Here is a 14,243-nt window from a genome sequence, read left to right as displayed (position 1 = left end):
GTGCGTCAGGCGAGAATCGCGTCGAGCGCCGCGTCGGTATCGGCCAGCGACTCGAGCACCGCATATGGCGCATGCTGCGAAAGATCGTGGGTGCTGAACCGACCGGTGGCCACGCCAATGGCGCGCACGCCGAGGCTGCGGCCGCAGTGAATGTCCGCTGGCGTGTCACCAATGATCACCAGCTGCGAACCGTCGATGTTGCGCCCAAGCAAGGTGTTGGCGCGCTGCTGCGCCACGGCGGGCAGTGCGCTGCGCTCTTCGTGGTCGCTGCCAAAGGCGTTGGCGCGGAACTGCTCCCAGGCAATGTCCACCGCTGCGAGCTTGCGCTGTGCGCCCGGCTCGATGTTGCCGGTCAGCAGTCCCAGGGTTACGCCTTCGTGCGCGCGCAGCCGTTCCAGCAGTGACGGCACACCGGCCAGTCGTTCAGCCTGGGCCGGGTTGTGGTCGAGCTCACGCGTGAGCTGCGCGAGATAGAGATCGAACACATCGTCCATGCGCGCATCGATGGTGGCATCCGTGAAGCCGGCGGCACGCATCTGCTCGCGGGTGATCTGCCGGTCCGTCTTGCCATCGTAGCGATAGTCCGGGCTGCCGGTGGTGCCGAACACGGTCAGCAGCGCACGCTCCATGGAGCGGCGTCCGGCGCCGTCGGTGCGCAGCAAGGTCCCATCGATATCGAACAGAACGAGCTTCATGATGTGGTGCGAGGACGAAGATCCGGCGTGCGATGCGCACGACGGGACACGAGCAACCCACCCATGATGCAGGCCGCACCCAGCAACTGCCAGCCGGTGGGGCGTTCATGCAGCAGCAGAGCGGCTACCGCGAGAGCAATGATGGGCTGCAGGTTGCCGTACATGGCCGTGCGTGTGGGGCCGAGGACCCGCACACCGCGATAGAACAGCAGATAGGCAATGACGAGCGCGCCCACCCCGGCATACACCACAGCGCCCCAGGCCTTCCAGTCGAGCGTCGTCCAGTCCAGACGCAGCAGGTCGGGCACGGCCACGGCACCAATGAGCAGCGCCCCACTGGCCATGGTGAGTGCCGAGAGGTGCAGCGGGTGAGCGCGCTGCGTGTAAGGCTGCAGCAGCACGCTGAACACGGCCCAGGTGATGCTCCCCATGGCGATGAGCGCGGCGCCCAGCATGACCGTGCCGCCACCTGCGAAGCCGCGCGTGCTGCCCACCACGCAGCCCACACCCACGAGTTGCAAGGCAATGCCGGACCAACCAACCAGCGGCAGACGCTCGCGTCCAAGGAGACGTGATACGATGGCAATCCACGCCGGACCCGCGGCCACGATGAGTGCGGCCACGCCGGCCCGTGTGTGGGCCATGCCGAAGATGAACAGCAGCTGATAGATGCCGTTGCCCATGAGCCCGAGCCCCAGAAGCTTCCAGGTATCACGCTTCGTGGGCCAGGCGCGATCGCGCACGGTGGTGGCCACCGCAAAGAGCACCGCCGCGGCGAGGGTCACGCGGGCGCCGTTGAAGGCCAGCGGCGACATGACCGCGAGGCCAGCCTTGACCACGGAGTAGTTGACGCCCCAGATGACCGCCATGAGCACCAGCCCGAGGTCGGTAGCCCCGAAGGCGGGGCGCGCGGCGAGTGCCGTAACGGCATCCGTTGCGGTATCCGATGCGGCGGCGGTGCGCGGTGGGGACGTGGCCAGAGACATCCCGAAATCTAGGCGGGCCTCCGCCCCGGGCGGGAGCCGATTAGCTTTGCGCGATGCACGTATCCTTTGCGCTCTTCGCCGACGCCGCCAACCTCTCGCAGGAAGGCAAGCTCAATATCCTGGGCATCTTCGACGCCCTGCACGTGACGCAGTTTCCCGCGCTGCACCCGCGGGCGACGTTCGTGCTGCGCATGAAGGCCTCCACGCGCGACGCGGGCACGCACCCGATGCTGCTGCGCTGGATCAACCCGCGCGGCGTGGAGCTCTGGCACTCGGAGGCGCAGCTCGACATCGGCGCGCCCGCGCCAGGGCAGCAGGAGATCGACATGCCGATCATCGTGCAGCTCGACCTGCCGCTGGACATGCTGGGCGAGTTCACCATGCGCGTGTCCATCGATGGCCGCGAGGCGACGGTGTCGTCGCTGCATGTGCGCGGCACGCCGCCGGCGCCGGTGGTGCCGGCGGGACCGGGGCAGCTGCCGGCTTGAACTGCGAAGGGCGACAGCCGAACAGCAAACCGCGATAGCCAACGGCGAAACGGCCAACCGCGATAGCCTTCGCGCCGGAAGCCTGTACCTCAGCAGCCGAATCACGGAAGCCTCAACTGCAAGTCCTGCAGTTGGGGCTTCTGCCGTTGAGGCTTCCGAACATGCGGGCTGCCGGATCAACGGCTATCGCCGTTGGCTGTTTCGCTGTTGACTGTTCCGCTGTTGGCTGTCGCCGTTGGCTGTTTCGCGGTTGGCTATCGCAGTTGGCTATCGCAGTTGGCGGTTCCCCGCCCCAACATACTCGGCCGCCAAGTAGTCCGGCCGCTCCTCCACCACGCCGCCGCGCCGCAGCGCACTGTGCACCATGCCGCCGTCGCCGGTCGCCAGGCCTACGTGGGTGATGCGCCGATCCTCGCGATCGGAGAAGAAGAGCAAGTCGCCGGCCGCATGCGGGGCGTGCAGATCCACCGACGCACACTGCGTCGCCTCCGCCTGCTGCCACGCATCGCGAGGCAGGGCCACACCATGCAGGGCATAGCAGCGCTGCACCAGGCCCGAGCAGTCCACGCCCCACGGCGTGCTGCCGGCCCAGCAGTAGCTGGTACCCGTGAAGAAGCGGCGCGCCGTGTTCACCACCGCCTCAACGTTTGCGGGGAAGTGCTCGGGCAGCGCATCAATTGGCAGCCACTCACCAGACACCACCTCGCACTCCGCAGCGAAGCGGGCGCCGAGCGGCAACGCCTGCACACCCGAGGCGCGGCGGACCACGCAGCCGAGGGAGACATGCCACGCCGCCTCATCACCTTGCGTTGGCGCGAGATAGCCACGATGCGTCCATCCCTCGTAGGCATCGGGGCCACGCACGTGCAGCCAGTCGCCGCGCTGCTCGAGCACGGCAAGCACCTCACCCGCCAGCAACTGCGAGGTGAGCGCGGAGGAAACGCGGGGCTCGCCGAACAGGGGGGCGAGAGCGGATTTTACGGTCTGACGGGACATGCCTTGAAGCTATAGGGAACGGCAAACCGCGGAACGGCCAACCGCGGAACGGCCAACCGCGACAGCCAACGGCGAAGCAGCCAACCGCGATAGCCGGTGGTCCGGAAGCCCGCATGCTCGGCAGCCTCAATGACAGAAGCCCCAACTGCAGGCCCTGCGGTTGAGGCTTCCGTATAGCGGCTTCTGAGGTAAAGGCTTCCGGCGCGAAGGCTATCGCCGTTGGCTGTTTCGCCCTTTGGCAGTCGCGGTTTGCTGTTCGGCTGTCGCTGTTTGCTGTTCCGCTATCGCAGTTTGCTGTTCATGGCGGACAGCAACGACCCCACCCTCCCCTCCATCTCCGCCAGCGTGAACGGCTTCGCAATGACCGGCCGCCCCGTGAGACGGATGAACCGCGACGCGCTCGCGCTGTGCAGATCGCCCGTCATGAAGACCACTCGCGAGGCCTGACGGGGGAACGAGGTCTGCAAGGTATCGTACACATCCTCGCCCGACAGCCCGCGCATGCGCAGGTCCAGCAGCACGAGATCGTACTCCGCCGCGGCCAGGCACTCCAGCGCGGCCGCTCCATTGTCCACGCTGTCCACCGCGTAGCCCTTCTTGGTGAGATAGCGCTGCACGGCCATACGCAGCGTGTCCTCGTCCTCGATGAGCAGAATACGACGAACGGGTGCCGTCGCCTCACCGGCCAGCGGCTCGCTACCAAGGCCAGACGTGGCAGCGGATGTCTCCGCTGCACTGACCAGCAATGCCTCCGGCACTGCCTCACCAGTCGACAACGCCGGCAAGCGCACGATGGCCGTGGTGCCCTCGCCGGAGACTGACTCAACCGTCAGCGTGCCGCCGTGATCGCGCACAATGGTGTGTGCGATGGTGAGCCCAAGCCCTCGATGCCCACGATGTCCGCGTGTGGTGAACATCGGCTCGAACACCCGTGAGAGCTGCGACGCCGGAATGCCGGGCCCCGTATCGATGACCCGCAACACCACGCCCCGCGCATCCCGCGCCGTGCGCACCATCATCTTGCGAACGCCTGCCCGCTCAGCCAGTGCCTCTTCGGCATTGGCCAGCAGGTTGGAGAGCACCTGCTGCAACTGCAGCGGATCGCCGTGCACGGTCGGGAGGTCGGCCTCGAGCTCGGCCAGCACCTCCACCCCTGCGGCCCGCAGCGAGAAGCCGTGATGCTCCAGCGCGCGGCGCACGATGGCGTTGATGTCCACCACCGTACGTGGTCCGCCGGCCTCGGGCGACTCGCCCGTGGTCTCGAGCAGATGCCCGACAATCTGCGACGCCCGACGCGCCTGCTCGATGATCTGTTCGAGCGCCAGCTGGTCTTCGCGACCAAGTGTCGGTGATGACACCTGCAACTCCGCGACAGCCAGCAGACTGGTGAGCGGATTGTTCAATTCGTTGGCCATCTGCCCCAGCGACTGACCCACCGCGGCGAGACGCGCCTGCTGCAACTGCGTCTCGTGCAGGATCTCATCGCTGGTGATGTCGCGCACGATGCACAGCGCACCGGTGACCGCGCCGTTCTCGTGCAGGGGCGCTGCCGTCACCATGGTAAGCCGCGAACCCTTGGCGCCGAGGCAGCGCAGCTGCAGCTTGCGATGCTCGCCGGCAAGCACCGCCGCCATTTCGTGGCGCGCGATGTCATGATCCACCGAATCGACGAGGGTGAGATACGGCGCGCCGATGATCTGCTCGCTGCTGAGACCGGACTCGTTCAGCATGCCACGGTTGACCGAGGTGAAACGGCCCTCGGCGTCCAGCGTGAAGATCGCGTCGGTCGCGTTCTCGATCACGCCACGATAGAGCTGCTCGGAGCGCTCACGGGCCACCGCATCGGCCCGCTGGTCGGTCACGTCGCGCAAACAGGCCACCGACCCGATGATCACACCCAGTTCGTGGAGCGGCGCCGTGGCCACCTGCACGCTGCGGCGTGTGCCGTCGCGGCGCAGCACCTCACACTCGTAGCGCGGCTGTTCCCCACGCATCACCGCCTGCTCATTGGCACGCACCACCGGCCACCACTCACCGGGCACCAGCGGCTCCGCAGTCTCCCCCACCAGGTTCAGACGCTGAAACAGCGCGTGCGCCGCGGGATTCGCAAAGGCAATGCGCCCGTCCACCTCGGTGATCACGATTGCATCGGACACCGTATCCAGCACCTTGCCATGCTGTTCGGCCAGACGCGAGGACTCGGTGACATCGTCGAAGGTGATGACCAGGCCGCCTGCCGGATGCGGCGCGGCCAGCAGGGCAAACAGACGGCCCGTGGCGAGATCACGCACGGCTTCCCGCACCGGGACGCCATCTTCGAGGGCGCGCTCCATGAACGCGTCGAGCGCACGGCCATCGGCCTCGTCACCCGGGCCCAACAGCGCCACGCGAAAACGCGTGCGCAGCAACGCCGACACCGAACGACCACACATTTCCGCCGCGCGCGTATTGCAGCGCACCACGCAGCGCGCCTCGTCCAGTACCACAATGCCGCTGGCGGTGCTGTCAAAGGCCACCTTCCACTCCTGCGTGGCCTTTTCGATCTCCTCGAAGAGGCGCGCATTGACGATGGCCACCGACACCTGATCGGCCAGGCGCTTGAGCACCTTGGCATCGTCCTGATCGAAGGGGCGCTCGCGGTTGATGACCGCAATACCGCCTATCGTGCCCTGGCCCGTGACCAGTGGCGCGATGACGGTGCGCTGAATGCGCGCCAGATGCTGCACCGTCTTGTTGAGCGCCACCTCACCCGTGAACTCGTTGGCCAGCACCAGTTCGTTGCTTTCCACGGCACGGCCAATGAGACTCGACGCCACCGGGAGATGCACCCCACTCAACACATCGGCGCTGCCGTGCGCCGCCACGATGTGCAGATAGTCGCCATTGCGGAGCGCAATGCAGGCGCCTTCGACGCCAAGCAGCGACACCGAGTGCCGCAGAATCAGCCGCAGCACTTCACCAAGCCGCAGGGACTCACCCACAGCGCGCGCCACATCGGCCAGCGCTTCGGTGGTACGACGCTCCCGCTCACTCTCGGCGTAACGACGCGCATTGGCGAGGGCCGTGGCCGCCTGCGACGCCATGGTCGACAGCACCTCTTCGTCTTCCGCCGAGAAGACGTTGACATGCGAAGAGTGCACGGCCAGCACGGCCAGCAGCCGGATCCCCACGCGCACGGGCACCACGATGACCGAACTGGCCGGCGTCGCCTCACCCACGATGTCGTAGAACGACAGCGGTGCCACCAACCCCGCACGCTCGCGGGCGCGGTCGGCATCACGGTCGCCGACACGCACCGGGCGGCCGGTGCGCGCCACTTCGGCCACGAGGCCATCGCCGAGGCGCACGGTGGCTCGCGGTCGTTCAGCGCCGCGCACAATGCGCAGCGTGGTGGTCAGCAGGTCATTGGTGAGGTCGGGCACCATGAGCGCCACCCCGTCGCATCGAACGGCGCGCTGCGCCTGACGTGCGAGCTCACGCACGATCTCCTGTTCGTCGAGCGAACGGGCCAGCGAAGCGCCAGCCTCCTGCAACAATTGCAGGCGCGTATGGCGCTGCTGCGCCACCGCTTCAAGGGCGTCATGCCCCACACGTGCCGCCAGATGGCGCACAATGGCCGCCAGATCACGCTGCCGAATGTCGCTCGGGCGCCGACCATCGCGCGGATTGGCAATCTTCACGAAGCCCAGCACGTCGCCGTGCGGGCCACGCATGACACCGATGATGAGATCCGTGGGCAGCCAGCGATCGTCGTCGGCCGATGCACTGGGGTCGGTGCCATAGAACTCAAGCGCCACCCACGGGTCGCTGCCATCGAGCAGATAGAGGTCCCCGACCTTGAATCGATCGAGATGTTGCAGGCGTCGCCGCCACACCGCACCCGGCAGCGCCTTGAGTGGCATCGGGCCAGGGGCCCCGACCTGCGGAAACACCTGCGAGTCCGTCTCCACCACCAGCGTGGTGTTGAGAGACTGATCGCGCAGGGATACGACCACCTGCTCGAAGCCCAGGTCCTGCAGGCCATGGACCGCCGCCTGCACACGCCCCGCCGTGGAATCGGCGCGGTCGATGGAATCCAGCACCCCGTGAAGGGCGGGCTGGGTATTGGCGGCGGGCAGGAACTGGGGCGGAGAGACCATGGCGTAGAGAGACGAGCCAGCGGCCTCGACCGTTACAGAATGCGCCCCGATCCGTTCAGAAGGTCCAGAAGCGGAAGAAATCGATACCGATCTGCGGCGGCGTCTGCTGGAACGTGCGGGAAATGCCCAGGCGTCCGCAGGCCTGCGCCGACGAGCCGGGTTCGAGGCCGGCCTGTACCGACAGCCCCCCGTCAAAGCGGCGTTCGACCTTCACGCCAAGCCCCTGCGCAAACAGCGACAACGCGTCCCCGCTGCCGGTCTGCGGCGCAAGGCCACACAGGCCGGTGCTGAAGGTCAGGAAGGTGTTGCGCGCCACCTGACCGCCAACACCCACGCGCGTGGACGCGAGAATGCCCAGGCCGTTCTGGCGCAGGTTGGCAGCGTCGCCGGGATTGAGTGCCGTGGGCTCCACCTGCACCACATCAAAACGCCCACCCGCCAGACGACTCGACAAATACGAACCCGCCAGACGAAGTGCGAGCGTGGCGCCCTGCTCGGCATATGTACTGCCTAGCACCGTGTACGCCGGTTCGCCGGTAACCAGATAGCTCAGCATGTCGCTCTCGGGCAGCGGCGGATTGTCGGCGCTGGTGAGCGCGAGCGTGGGACGCTCCACGGTGCCGCCGATGTTCACGCGAATGCGCACGTCCTGGCGATTGGAGTTGGCACGCGTCTCGCGCACCGTGTGCAGCGCCGCAATATCGAGCGTGGGCTCGAGGTCCGGGTCACCGAAGAATCGCACCACCCCGCGCTCCACCTCGAAGGTGGGACGGGCAATGCCGAGGTTGAGCTGATAGGTGCCACGCTCCACGGTGAGGGAGTCGGCCAGCGCGAGTCGCGCACCTCTCACATCGCGCGGCGCCGAGCGGGTGAGCCGCAACTGGCCACCCAGCTTGAGGTTGGCCTCGGGCGAGCGCAGCCACACGTCATCCCCGATGCGCAGGCGCACATCGTCAAGCTGCAGATTGCGCATGATCATGCTGGGCGCATTCGGCAGCAGCGCATTCACCCCAAAGCGTGTGGTGTCGATGAGATCGAGATCTTCGGGCACATCCAGCGCGCGGCGCTGTGCCAACTGATTGATGTACACGCGCCCGCGGTCCACACGCACGGCGCCGCGCAGCACCGGCGCCTCACTCGAACCCTCGAGTGTGATGGGCCGTGTGGTGGTGAGCGTCAGTGAGGCCGACCGGGCCTTGTCCACCGCCAGGAAGTTGTTGGCCGTCAACGTGAGGTTGAACGAGGGCTTGGCGATTTCGGTAATGCCAATAACACCCGAAAGACCCAGCGAGTCGGTGGGTGCCCCACTGCTGGCACCAAAGCGCCGAATCTGGATGGTGTCGCCCAACAGACCCACATCGGCTGACGCCTTCTCGAGGCGGATACCGAGATTCTCGAGCGACAGCGAGGCGTTGTCCACGCGCAGCTGACCACGCAGCCTGGGGCGATCCCAGGTGCCCGTGAGCGCAACATCGGTTTCCAGCGAGCCACTGGCGCGCGTCACATCGGGGAAGAGCGACTCGAGCAGCGAAAGATCCGTGCGCGCACTCTCGATGCGACCCGTAAGTGGCTGATCGATGGTGCGCCGTTCACGAGGCGCGAGGGCCAAGTCCATGGGCAGCGACGCCGACATGACGAGGGCGGACTGCCCACCCACTTGCAGCGACCCTTCGACGCCGAGCCTGAGTGAATCGTAGTGTGCGCGCGCGAACAGCTCACCGAAGCGCACTCGGCCAAGGACCGCGTCCGCGAGGCGCACGGTGCCATCCATGCGCGGGGCCTCACGAGTGCCGGACAGCGTGAAGTCGGCATTCATCGCGCCACGGGTTGGACTCTCACGGCGCAGCAATCGTCCGATGTCACTGAGCGGCACACGGTCGGCGACAAACTGTCCGCCCACCCGCCCACTGTCACCAAGCGCTCCGCGCAGCAGCAACCGGCCGGTGTCGGTGTGCTGCAGCACCAGCGAGTCGAGCACACCACGACCGCCACCCAGGAGCCGCAACGTGGCCGGCGCCACGAGGGCAAAACCACGTGGTCTGGCCAGTCCGCTGTCCACCCGCACCGACACCGTATCGAATCGCACGTCGGTGCTGTCCCCCACGCGCGTAACGCCGCCCGCCACCTGCAGGCGACTCTCCGACGGTGTGCGCAAGGCCACCGAGAAACGTTCGGCCAGCCCACCCTTGAGCGTGGACCGCGCCGTGGCCGCCGACACATCGAGACCCAACAGCAGGGCCGAATCAGCCGTGGCGACCAGCATCCCGTTGGCCCCGCGCAGGACATCGGCCACCTGCAAGTCAAAGCCGGCGCGCAAGGAACGCGTGCCCGCCACCACCACGTCCCGCAGATCGGCGCGCGCGTCGAGATCGAGACCGCGCGTGTCGAGCGAATCCACGGAGCCGAACAGCGTGCCACTCATTTCCACGGTACCACGCAGGGTGTCGGTGGGCAGAATGAACGGCGTTCGGGTACTGTCGCGTGGCGAAAGCCAGGGACGCAGGCCGCCCAGCGAATCAATCACGAGATTGAAACGCAGCGCATCGCGGCGCGCCGCATCGAGTCCGAGACCGCCGCGCGCAACGAGACGAAGTGCCGAGCTCTCCACCTGCAGCGTGTCCACCCGCACGTGGCCCGAATCGAAGAGCACCGACACGGTGCCGCCAAAGAGCCGCGCATCGGCAATGCGCGAGAACTGATCGACCGTGGCCGTGAGCGGACCGCGGATGCTGCTGGTGATGAATTCGTCGGTGGTGCTGTCCACGGTGGCCTGGAGGTTGACCAGACCGGCCATGGTGAGTGCGCTTGCGGGCAGGCGCGTGTCGCCAAAGAGTGACTGCAGGTTGGCACCGCGTGCGCGCCAATTGCCATTCGCGCCCATGACCGGCACCAGCGCATCGGCCGTGCCCGTGAAACTCAATTCGCCGCCTTCACCGGCGAGCGTGGCCTGCAGGTCGAAGGCATCGGCCATGCCCTTGGCCACAATGCGCCCCACGGCCGACCCGCGCAGCGGCATATCGGGATACGACCGCGACAGCGTGGTATACGACAGGGGCACGGCCTGCAGATCCACATCGAAGAACGTGCCCTCGGGAACCAGCGTGTAGCGACCAGCGCCGGTGAAGCGCGAGGGCTGTCCCGGTCCGTCTACCAGCTCGAGATCGGCGTTGCTGAAGAAGGCGTCGTACCACAGCGAATCGAGTCGCACCCGGCCGCGCGCAAAGCCGTTGAGTTCCGCAAACAGCGGGTTCACATAGCGTGGCGTGCGGAAGTCGAGCTGTTCGATGTCCAGATCGACGCCTTTGAGCACCGCCTCCGCGGGAGCAAAGATGTTGAGTCGCCCGCGCGCCCGTGCGCGACTCACCGCACCCGGTACGTGCTCATCGAAGTAGGCCAGCTGGGCATCATCGAGTTGCCAGTCGGGCAGGAATCCGCCGCGTCCTGTTACCCGTCCGCGCAGAGCGCCCTGCCAGTCGTACGGGAAGGGCTCCCCATTGAACCAGCGCAACAAGTCGGTGTGTGCCGGCTCCAGCTGCAGGTCCACGTCTGACAAACGGGTGACCGGCCCACCAACCCCCCAGGTCATGCGCCCCATGAGCCGCGAACGCAGGGAGCGCGCGTCCATGTTGGTGATCTGGTAGTCGATGATACTCAGGTTGCGCGGGTCGTTGCGCATGGTGAGGAAGGCACGCCCGCCACCCACGTGGGGCACGGTCTCATCAATCCACGCCAGATCGGTGAGTGACACGGTGTCGAGTTGCAGCCGGATGTCGTAGCGCACCGGCTTGCCGCCGCCCCACACGATCTTGGCCCCTCCATGCGCACGCGAACCGGGCAAGGCAAAGCGGGCGCTGTCCACGAACAGCGAGTCACCCAGTTTGAGAAAGCGCCCCTGCAAACCCTGAAACCAGAAGGGCGGATACACCCACATCACGTCCAGCTTGCGCACGGCGAAGGCCTGGCCGGCGCTGTCCGGATCGGCGAGGCGGCTGCGCCCGAGCGCCACGTTACCTCGCACAAACCGATACACCTGCACATAGCGCCCGTCTTCAGCGCGGCGTTCACCGTCGAGCCGCGTGAGGTTGTAGCGCAGCGCGCTGTCACGCTTGGCGCCGCGCAGGGTATCCGACAACTGCCACGGCAGACGGGCAACAAATGTGGCCTCGTGCAGCGTGGTGGTGTCGATGACGATGTAGCGCCCGAAGCGATTGGGCGTGCCCTTGGGTTTCGACGGGCCACGCCGCAGCGCACGCTTCCAATTCCAGTCGTCGTTGCCGTAGTCAATGAGCGTGATGCGGGGCCGCGTGACTTCCAGCGACTTGATGACGATGCGCGCATCGAGCAAATCGCGCGGGTCGTAGGTCAGCCGAATCGGGCCCGTGGTGAGGAAGGGCTTGCCGTCGGCGGTGCGCAGGTCCAACGAGTCGATGGCCAGCTCGGTGAACAACGTGCCGTGCAGCCCACTCACGTGCAGCGTACCGGGAATGGCAGCGCGCGCAATGGGCAACACCGTGCGCAGAATGAACGCCCGTCCGCGATCGGTCTGCGTGAGCCCCACCACGCCACCCACCGCCGCGACCAGCAGCAGCAGGAGCACCGTAGCGGTGCCCAACACGACGGTGCGGCGGCGCGGTGCCATCAGAAGGCCTGCCCGATCCAGATGCTCGGATTCAGTCGTCCGAGCAGACCCGTGCGCCGCGTGGGTCGGAACGTGGCCGGGCAGGAGCCCGAGGCCTGCACCGGCGGCGCGCCCGGCTGGATGCTCTCGTTGATGGCCAGCTGATTGCCCGGGCTCACGCAGTACAGCGGCGCCACTCCAGCCTGCAGCGGTGCATTGAAATACGCCGCACCGGCCGGCAGCGCATACGGGTTGTAACCAAAGTCAACGCGAATGGCGCCGAAGGGAGAGGCCACACGCACACCGAGACCCGGCGTGACCTTGATGATGGGTCCATCGCTCGCAAGCGAGGCGCCGCGCGCCACGTCACCGCGGTTCCACAAGCGCCCGGCGTCGGCAAACGCCGCCAGCTGCAGCAGACGCGGCAACACCGGACTTGGCCACTGTGCCTCGAGGTTGGCGACAAACAGCGTGTTGCCACCCGTGGGAACCACGCGCTCGGTGACCGTGGTGGAATCGACGCGGAAGAACTGACGTCCTCCTTCATCCACCGCCTGATAGCCGCTCACGATGTACACGGCGGGGCCCAACTCATTCTGACGGAAACCACGCACGGTGGTGGGGCCACCGGCGTAGAGTCGTTCCTGCGGCGGAATGAAACTGCCCACGCCGGCGCCGCTGCCCTGCCCCTGCACCAGTCCCCCCCGCACATGGGCGGTGACGGTGGCGCTGCCCAACTGGTGATACCACGACACATCGGCCGTGGCACGATTGAACTGCTGGGTACGGTCGCTGCCAATGAGGGTGCTTGCATGGCGCAGCGAGACGCGGGCGAGCGTGCCCCCCGACGGACGCAACGGGTCGTTCAGTCGCTCGCGCGACATGCTGAATTCGAGCGCCGCCAGTCGATTGTTGCGCTGCAGGAAGCCGCGCAACTCCGCGTCACAGGCGTTGAACACCGCGCAGAAGAACGCCGGCTCCGCTTCGGTACGTCCAAGCTCCAGCTGATACGACAGTGTGCTGGGCGTGCGCGTGGCCGCTCGGCGTGCAAACGGATCGGTCACGGAGAACACGCCACCAATGGGCGTGCGACGCAGGAAGGCGCGGTACTCGCTGAGCGTGGAGCTGAACACGGTCAGCGAGGGCACCCGCGCCTGCTCGGCACGCACCGGCTGCCGCAGCGTCATCGAGGTGTAGTAGTTGAGCGTGCGCGAGTACGGATCGGAGCGCGCCTGCCCCTGACACAGTTCCGGGAATCCATCCACCGGCGCACCGAGTCCGATCTTGCTCACGCGCGCGGTCAGCTCGAGACGCTGTGCGTAGGGCAGGAAGTCGCGATCGGTCAGCGAGGCCTGCGTGCGAAAGCAATCGAGTGTGGCCCAACCCATGCCACCGCGCACGGCAAACCGGTCGCCTTCCACCAGGCGCGCCGTGAGATTCACCAGCGTATCGCCGGCCGGCTGCAGGCTGTCGGGTTGAATCTCGACACGTTGAAAGACGTCGGTCTGATAGAGATTGCGCTGCGCGTCGATGATGGCGCGGGCGCTGTACCAGTCGCCAGGCGACACATTGAGCGCGCGACGAATCATGGCATCCGACACCTGACGACTGCCGTCGGGCGACTCCACCTGCAGGGCAATGCGTCCGATGCGCGCCCGCGCGCCCGGCACCACCGACACTTCCACATCGGCGGTGCGCGCGCGGGTGTTGGTGGTGTAGGCCAGCAGCGCCTCGGCCTGCGGCCAGCCGCGATTGCGCAGACGGCGCACCAGCGTGTCGCGACCCGCCTCGAGCGCCGAGCGATCAAAGAGGCCGCCCACCTGCAGCGGGAAGTCACGCGCCGCGGCCGCGATTTCCGGGTTCTCACTCGTGCCGCGCAGCACCAGCGCGCTCACGCGCATGGGCTCCCCTTCGCGTACGACAAAGGTGATGTCGATCACCTGCCGCTTCTCATTCTGCTTCACGGTCCGCACCAGCGTATCCACCTGCACATCGGGATAGCCGCGGCGGCGATAGAGCGAGGCAATGCGCTGCACGTCGCGCGCGAACTCCACCGGATCGAGGCATCGTCGCTGCCCGACGAGTGGCACACCGGGAAAGGTGGAGGGCAGCGTGGCGACGGTGGCGGCGAGTGCGGACGCCGAGTACTCGCGATTGCCCTCGAATCGCAGGGTGCGCACCTCGCGATCGCCGCGCTCGCAGGACAGGTCCTGGGCGGCGAGGGGACCCGCGAAGGCGAGGGCGAAAAGCAGGAGTGAGGGGCGCACGACGGAGGGAAGTTAACAGCCCGCAGCTACCGTCGAACAGCGGAATGGCCAACT

At 67.0% G+C, this 14,243-nt stretch carries 7 protein-coding genes; 1 reads left to right on the top strand and 6 read right to left on the bottom strand.

Features of this window, described 5'->3' with window-relative positions; genetic code table 11:
* Nucleotides 1–5: 5 nt before the first annotated feature.
* Complete coding sequence (locus tag B2747_RS01915) at nucleotides 6–695, bottom strand: HAD family hydrolase (RefSeq protein ID WP_291156147.1); 690 nt, start codon at nucleotides 693–695, stop codon at nucleotides 6–8.
* Nucleotides 692–1,681 carry a DMT family transporter gene (locus B2747_RS01910; protein ID WP_291156145.1) on the bottom strand — a complete coding sequence of 330 codons (990 nt, stop codon included), beginning with the start codon at nucleotides 1,679–1,681 and terminating at the stop codon, nucleotides 692–694. The genes B2747_RS01915 and B2747_RS01910 overlap by 4 nt, the downstream gene beginning before the upstream one ends.
* 53 nt (nucleotides 1,682–1,734) lie before the next feature.
* On the opposite strand from B2747_RS01910, the gene B2747_RS01905 reads away from it, so the two are divergent.
* Complete coding sequence (locus B2747_RS01905) at nucleotides 1,735–2,169, top strand: DUF6941 family protein (protein ID WP_291156143.1); 435 nt, start codon at nucleotides 1,735–1,737, stop codon at nucleotides 2,167–2,169.
* A 267-nt stretch (nucleotides 2,170–2,436) separates the two neighbouring features.
* Here B2747_RS01905 and B2747_RS01900 read toward each other — a convergent pair whose 3' ends face one another.
* From B2747_RS01900 to B2747_RS01885, 4 genes are all read right to left on the bottom strand, one after another.
* On the bottom strand, nucleotides 2,437–3,165 hold the full coding sequence (locus B2747_RS01900; RefSeq protein ID WP_291156140.1) for an SH3 domain-containing C40 family peptidase: 729 nt from the start codon (nucleotides 3,163–3,165) through the stop codon (nucleotides 2,437–2,439).
* Between the two features lie 281 nt (nucleotides 3,166–3,446).
* Nucleotides 3,447–7,304, bottom strand: coding sequence for a PAS domain S-box protein (locus B2747_RS01895; protein ID WP_291156137.1), 3,858 nt, complete (start codon nucleotides 7,302–7,304; stop codon nucleotides 3,447–3,449).
* 55 nt (nucleotides 7,305–7,359) lie between these two features.
* Nucleotides 7,360–11,943, bottom strand: coding sequence for a translocation/assembly module TamB domain-containing protein (locus B2747_RS01890; RefSeq protein WP_291156134.1), 4,584 nt, complete (start codon nucleotides 11,941–11,943; stop codon nucleotides 7,360–7,362).
* Nucleotides 11,943–14,189, bottom strand: a complete 2,247-nt coding sequence (locus tag B2747_RS01885) for a BamA/OMP85 family outer membrane protein (protein ID WP_291156131.1) — start codon at nucleotides 14,187–14,189, stop codon at nucleotides 11,943–11,945. The genes B2747_RS01890 and B2747_RS01885 overlap by 1 nt, the downstream gene beginning before the upstream one ends.
* Nucleotides 14,190–14,243: the final 54 nt, after the last annotated feature.

The sequence above is a fragment of the Gemmatimonas sp. UBA7669 genome (assembly GCF_002483225.1).
GTDB lineage: Bacteria > Gemmatimonadota > Gemmatimonadetes > Gemmatimonadales > Gemmatimonadaceae > Gemmatimonas.
Note: the sequence above shows the minus strand (reverse complement) of the source record. Positions and strands in the feature narration are given on the sequence as shown.

Excerpts from the sequence above, each read along its gene's own strand:
- B2747_RS01915 (WP_291156147.1), bottom strand. The coding sequence starts at position 695 with ATGAAGCTCGTTCTGTTCGATATCGATGGGACCTTGCTGCGCACCGAC.
- B2747_RS01910 (WP_291156145.1), bottom strand. The coding sequence starts at position 1,681 with ATGTCTCTGGCCACGTCCCCACCGCGCACCGCCGCCGCATCGGATACC.
- B2747_RS01905 (WP_291156143.1), top strand. The coding sequence starts at position 1,735 with ATGCACGTATCCTTTGCGCTCTTCGCCGACGCCGCCAACCTCTCGCAG.
- B2747_RS01900 (WP_291156140.1), bottom strand. The coding sequence starts at position 3,165 with ATGTCCCGTCAGACCGTAAAATCCGCTCTCGCCCCCCTGTTCGGCGAG.
- B2747_RS01895 (WP_291156137.1), bottom strand. The coding sequence starts at position 7,304 with ATGGTCTCTCCGCCCCAGTTCCTGCCCGCCGCCAATACCCAGCCCGCC.
- B2747_RS01890 (WP_291156134.1), bottom strand. The coding sequence starts at position 11,943 with ATGGCACCGCGCCGCCGCACCGTCGTGTTGGGCACCGCTACGGTGCTC.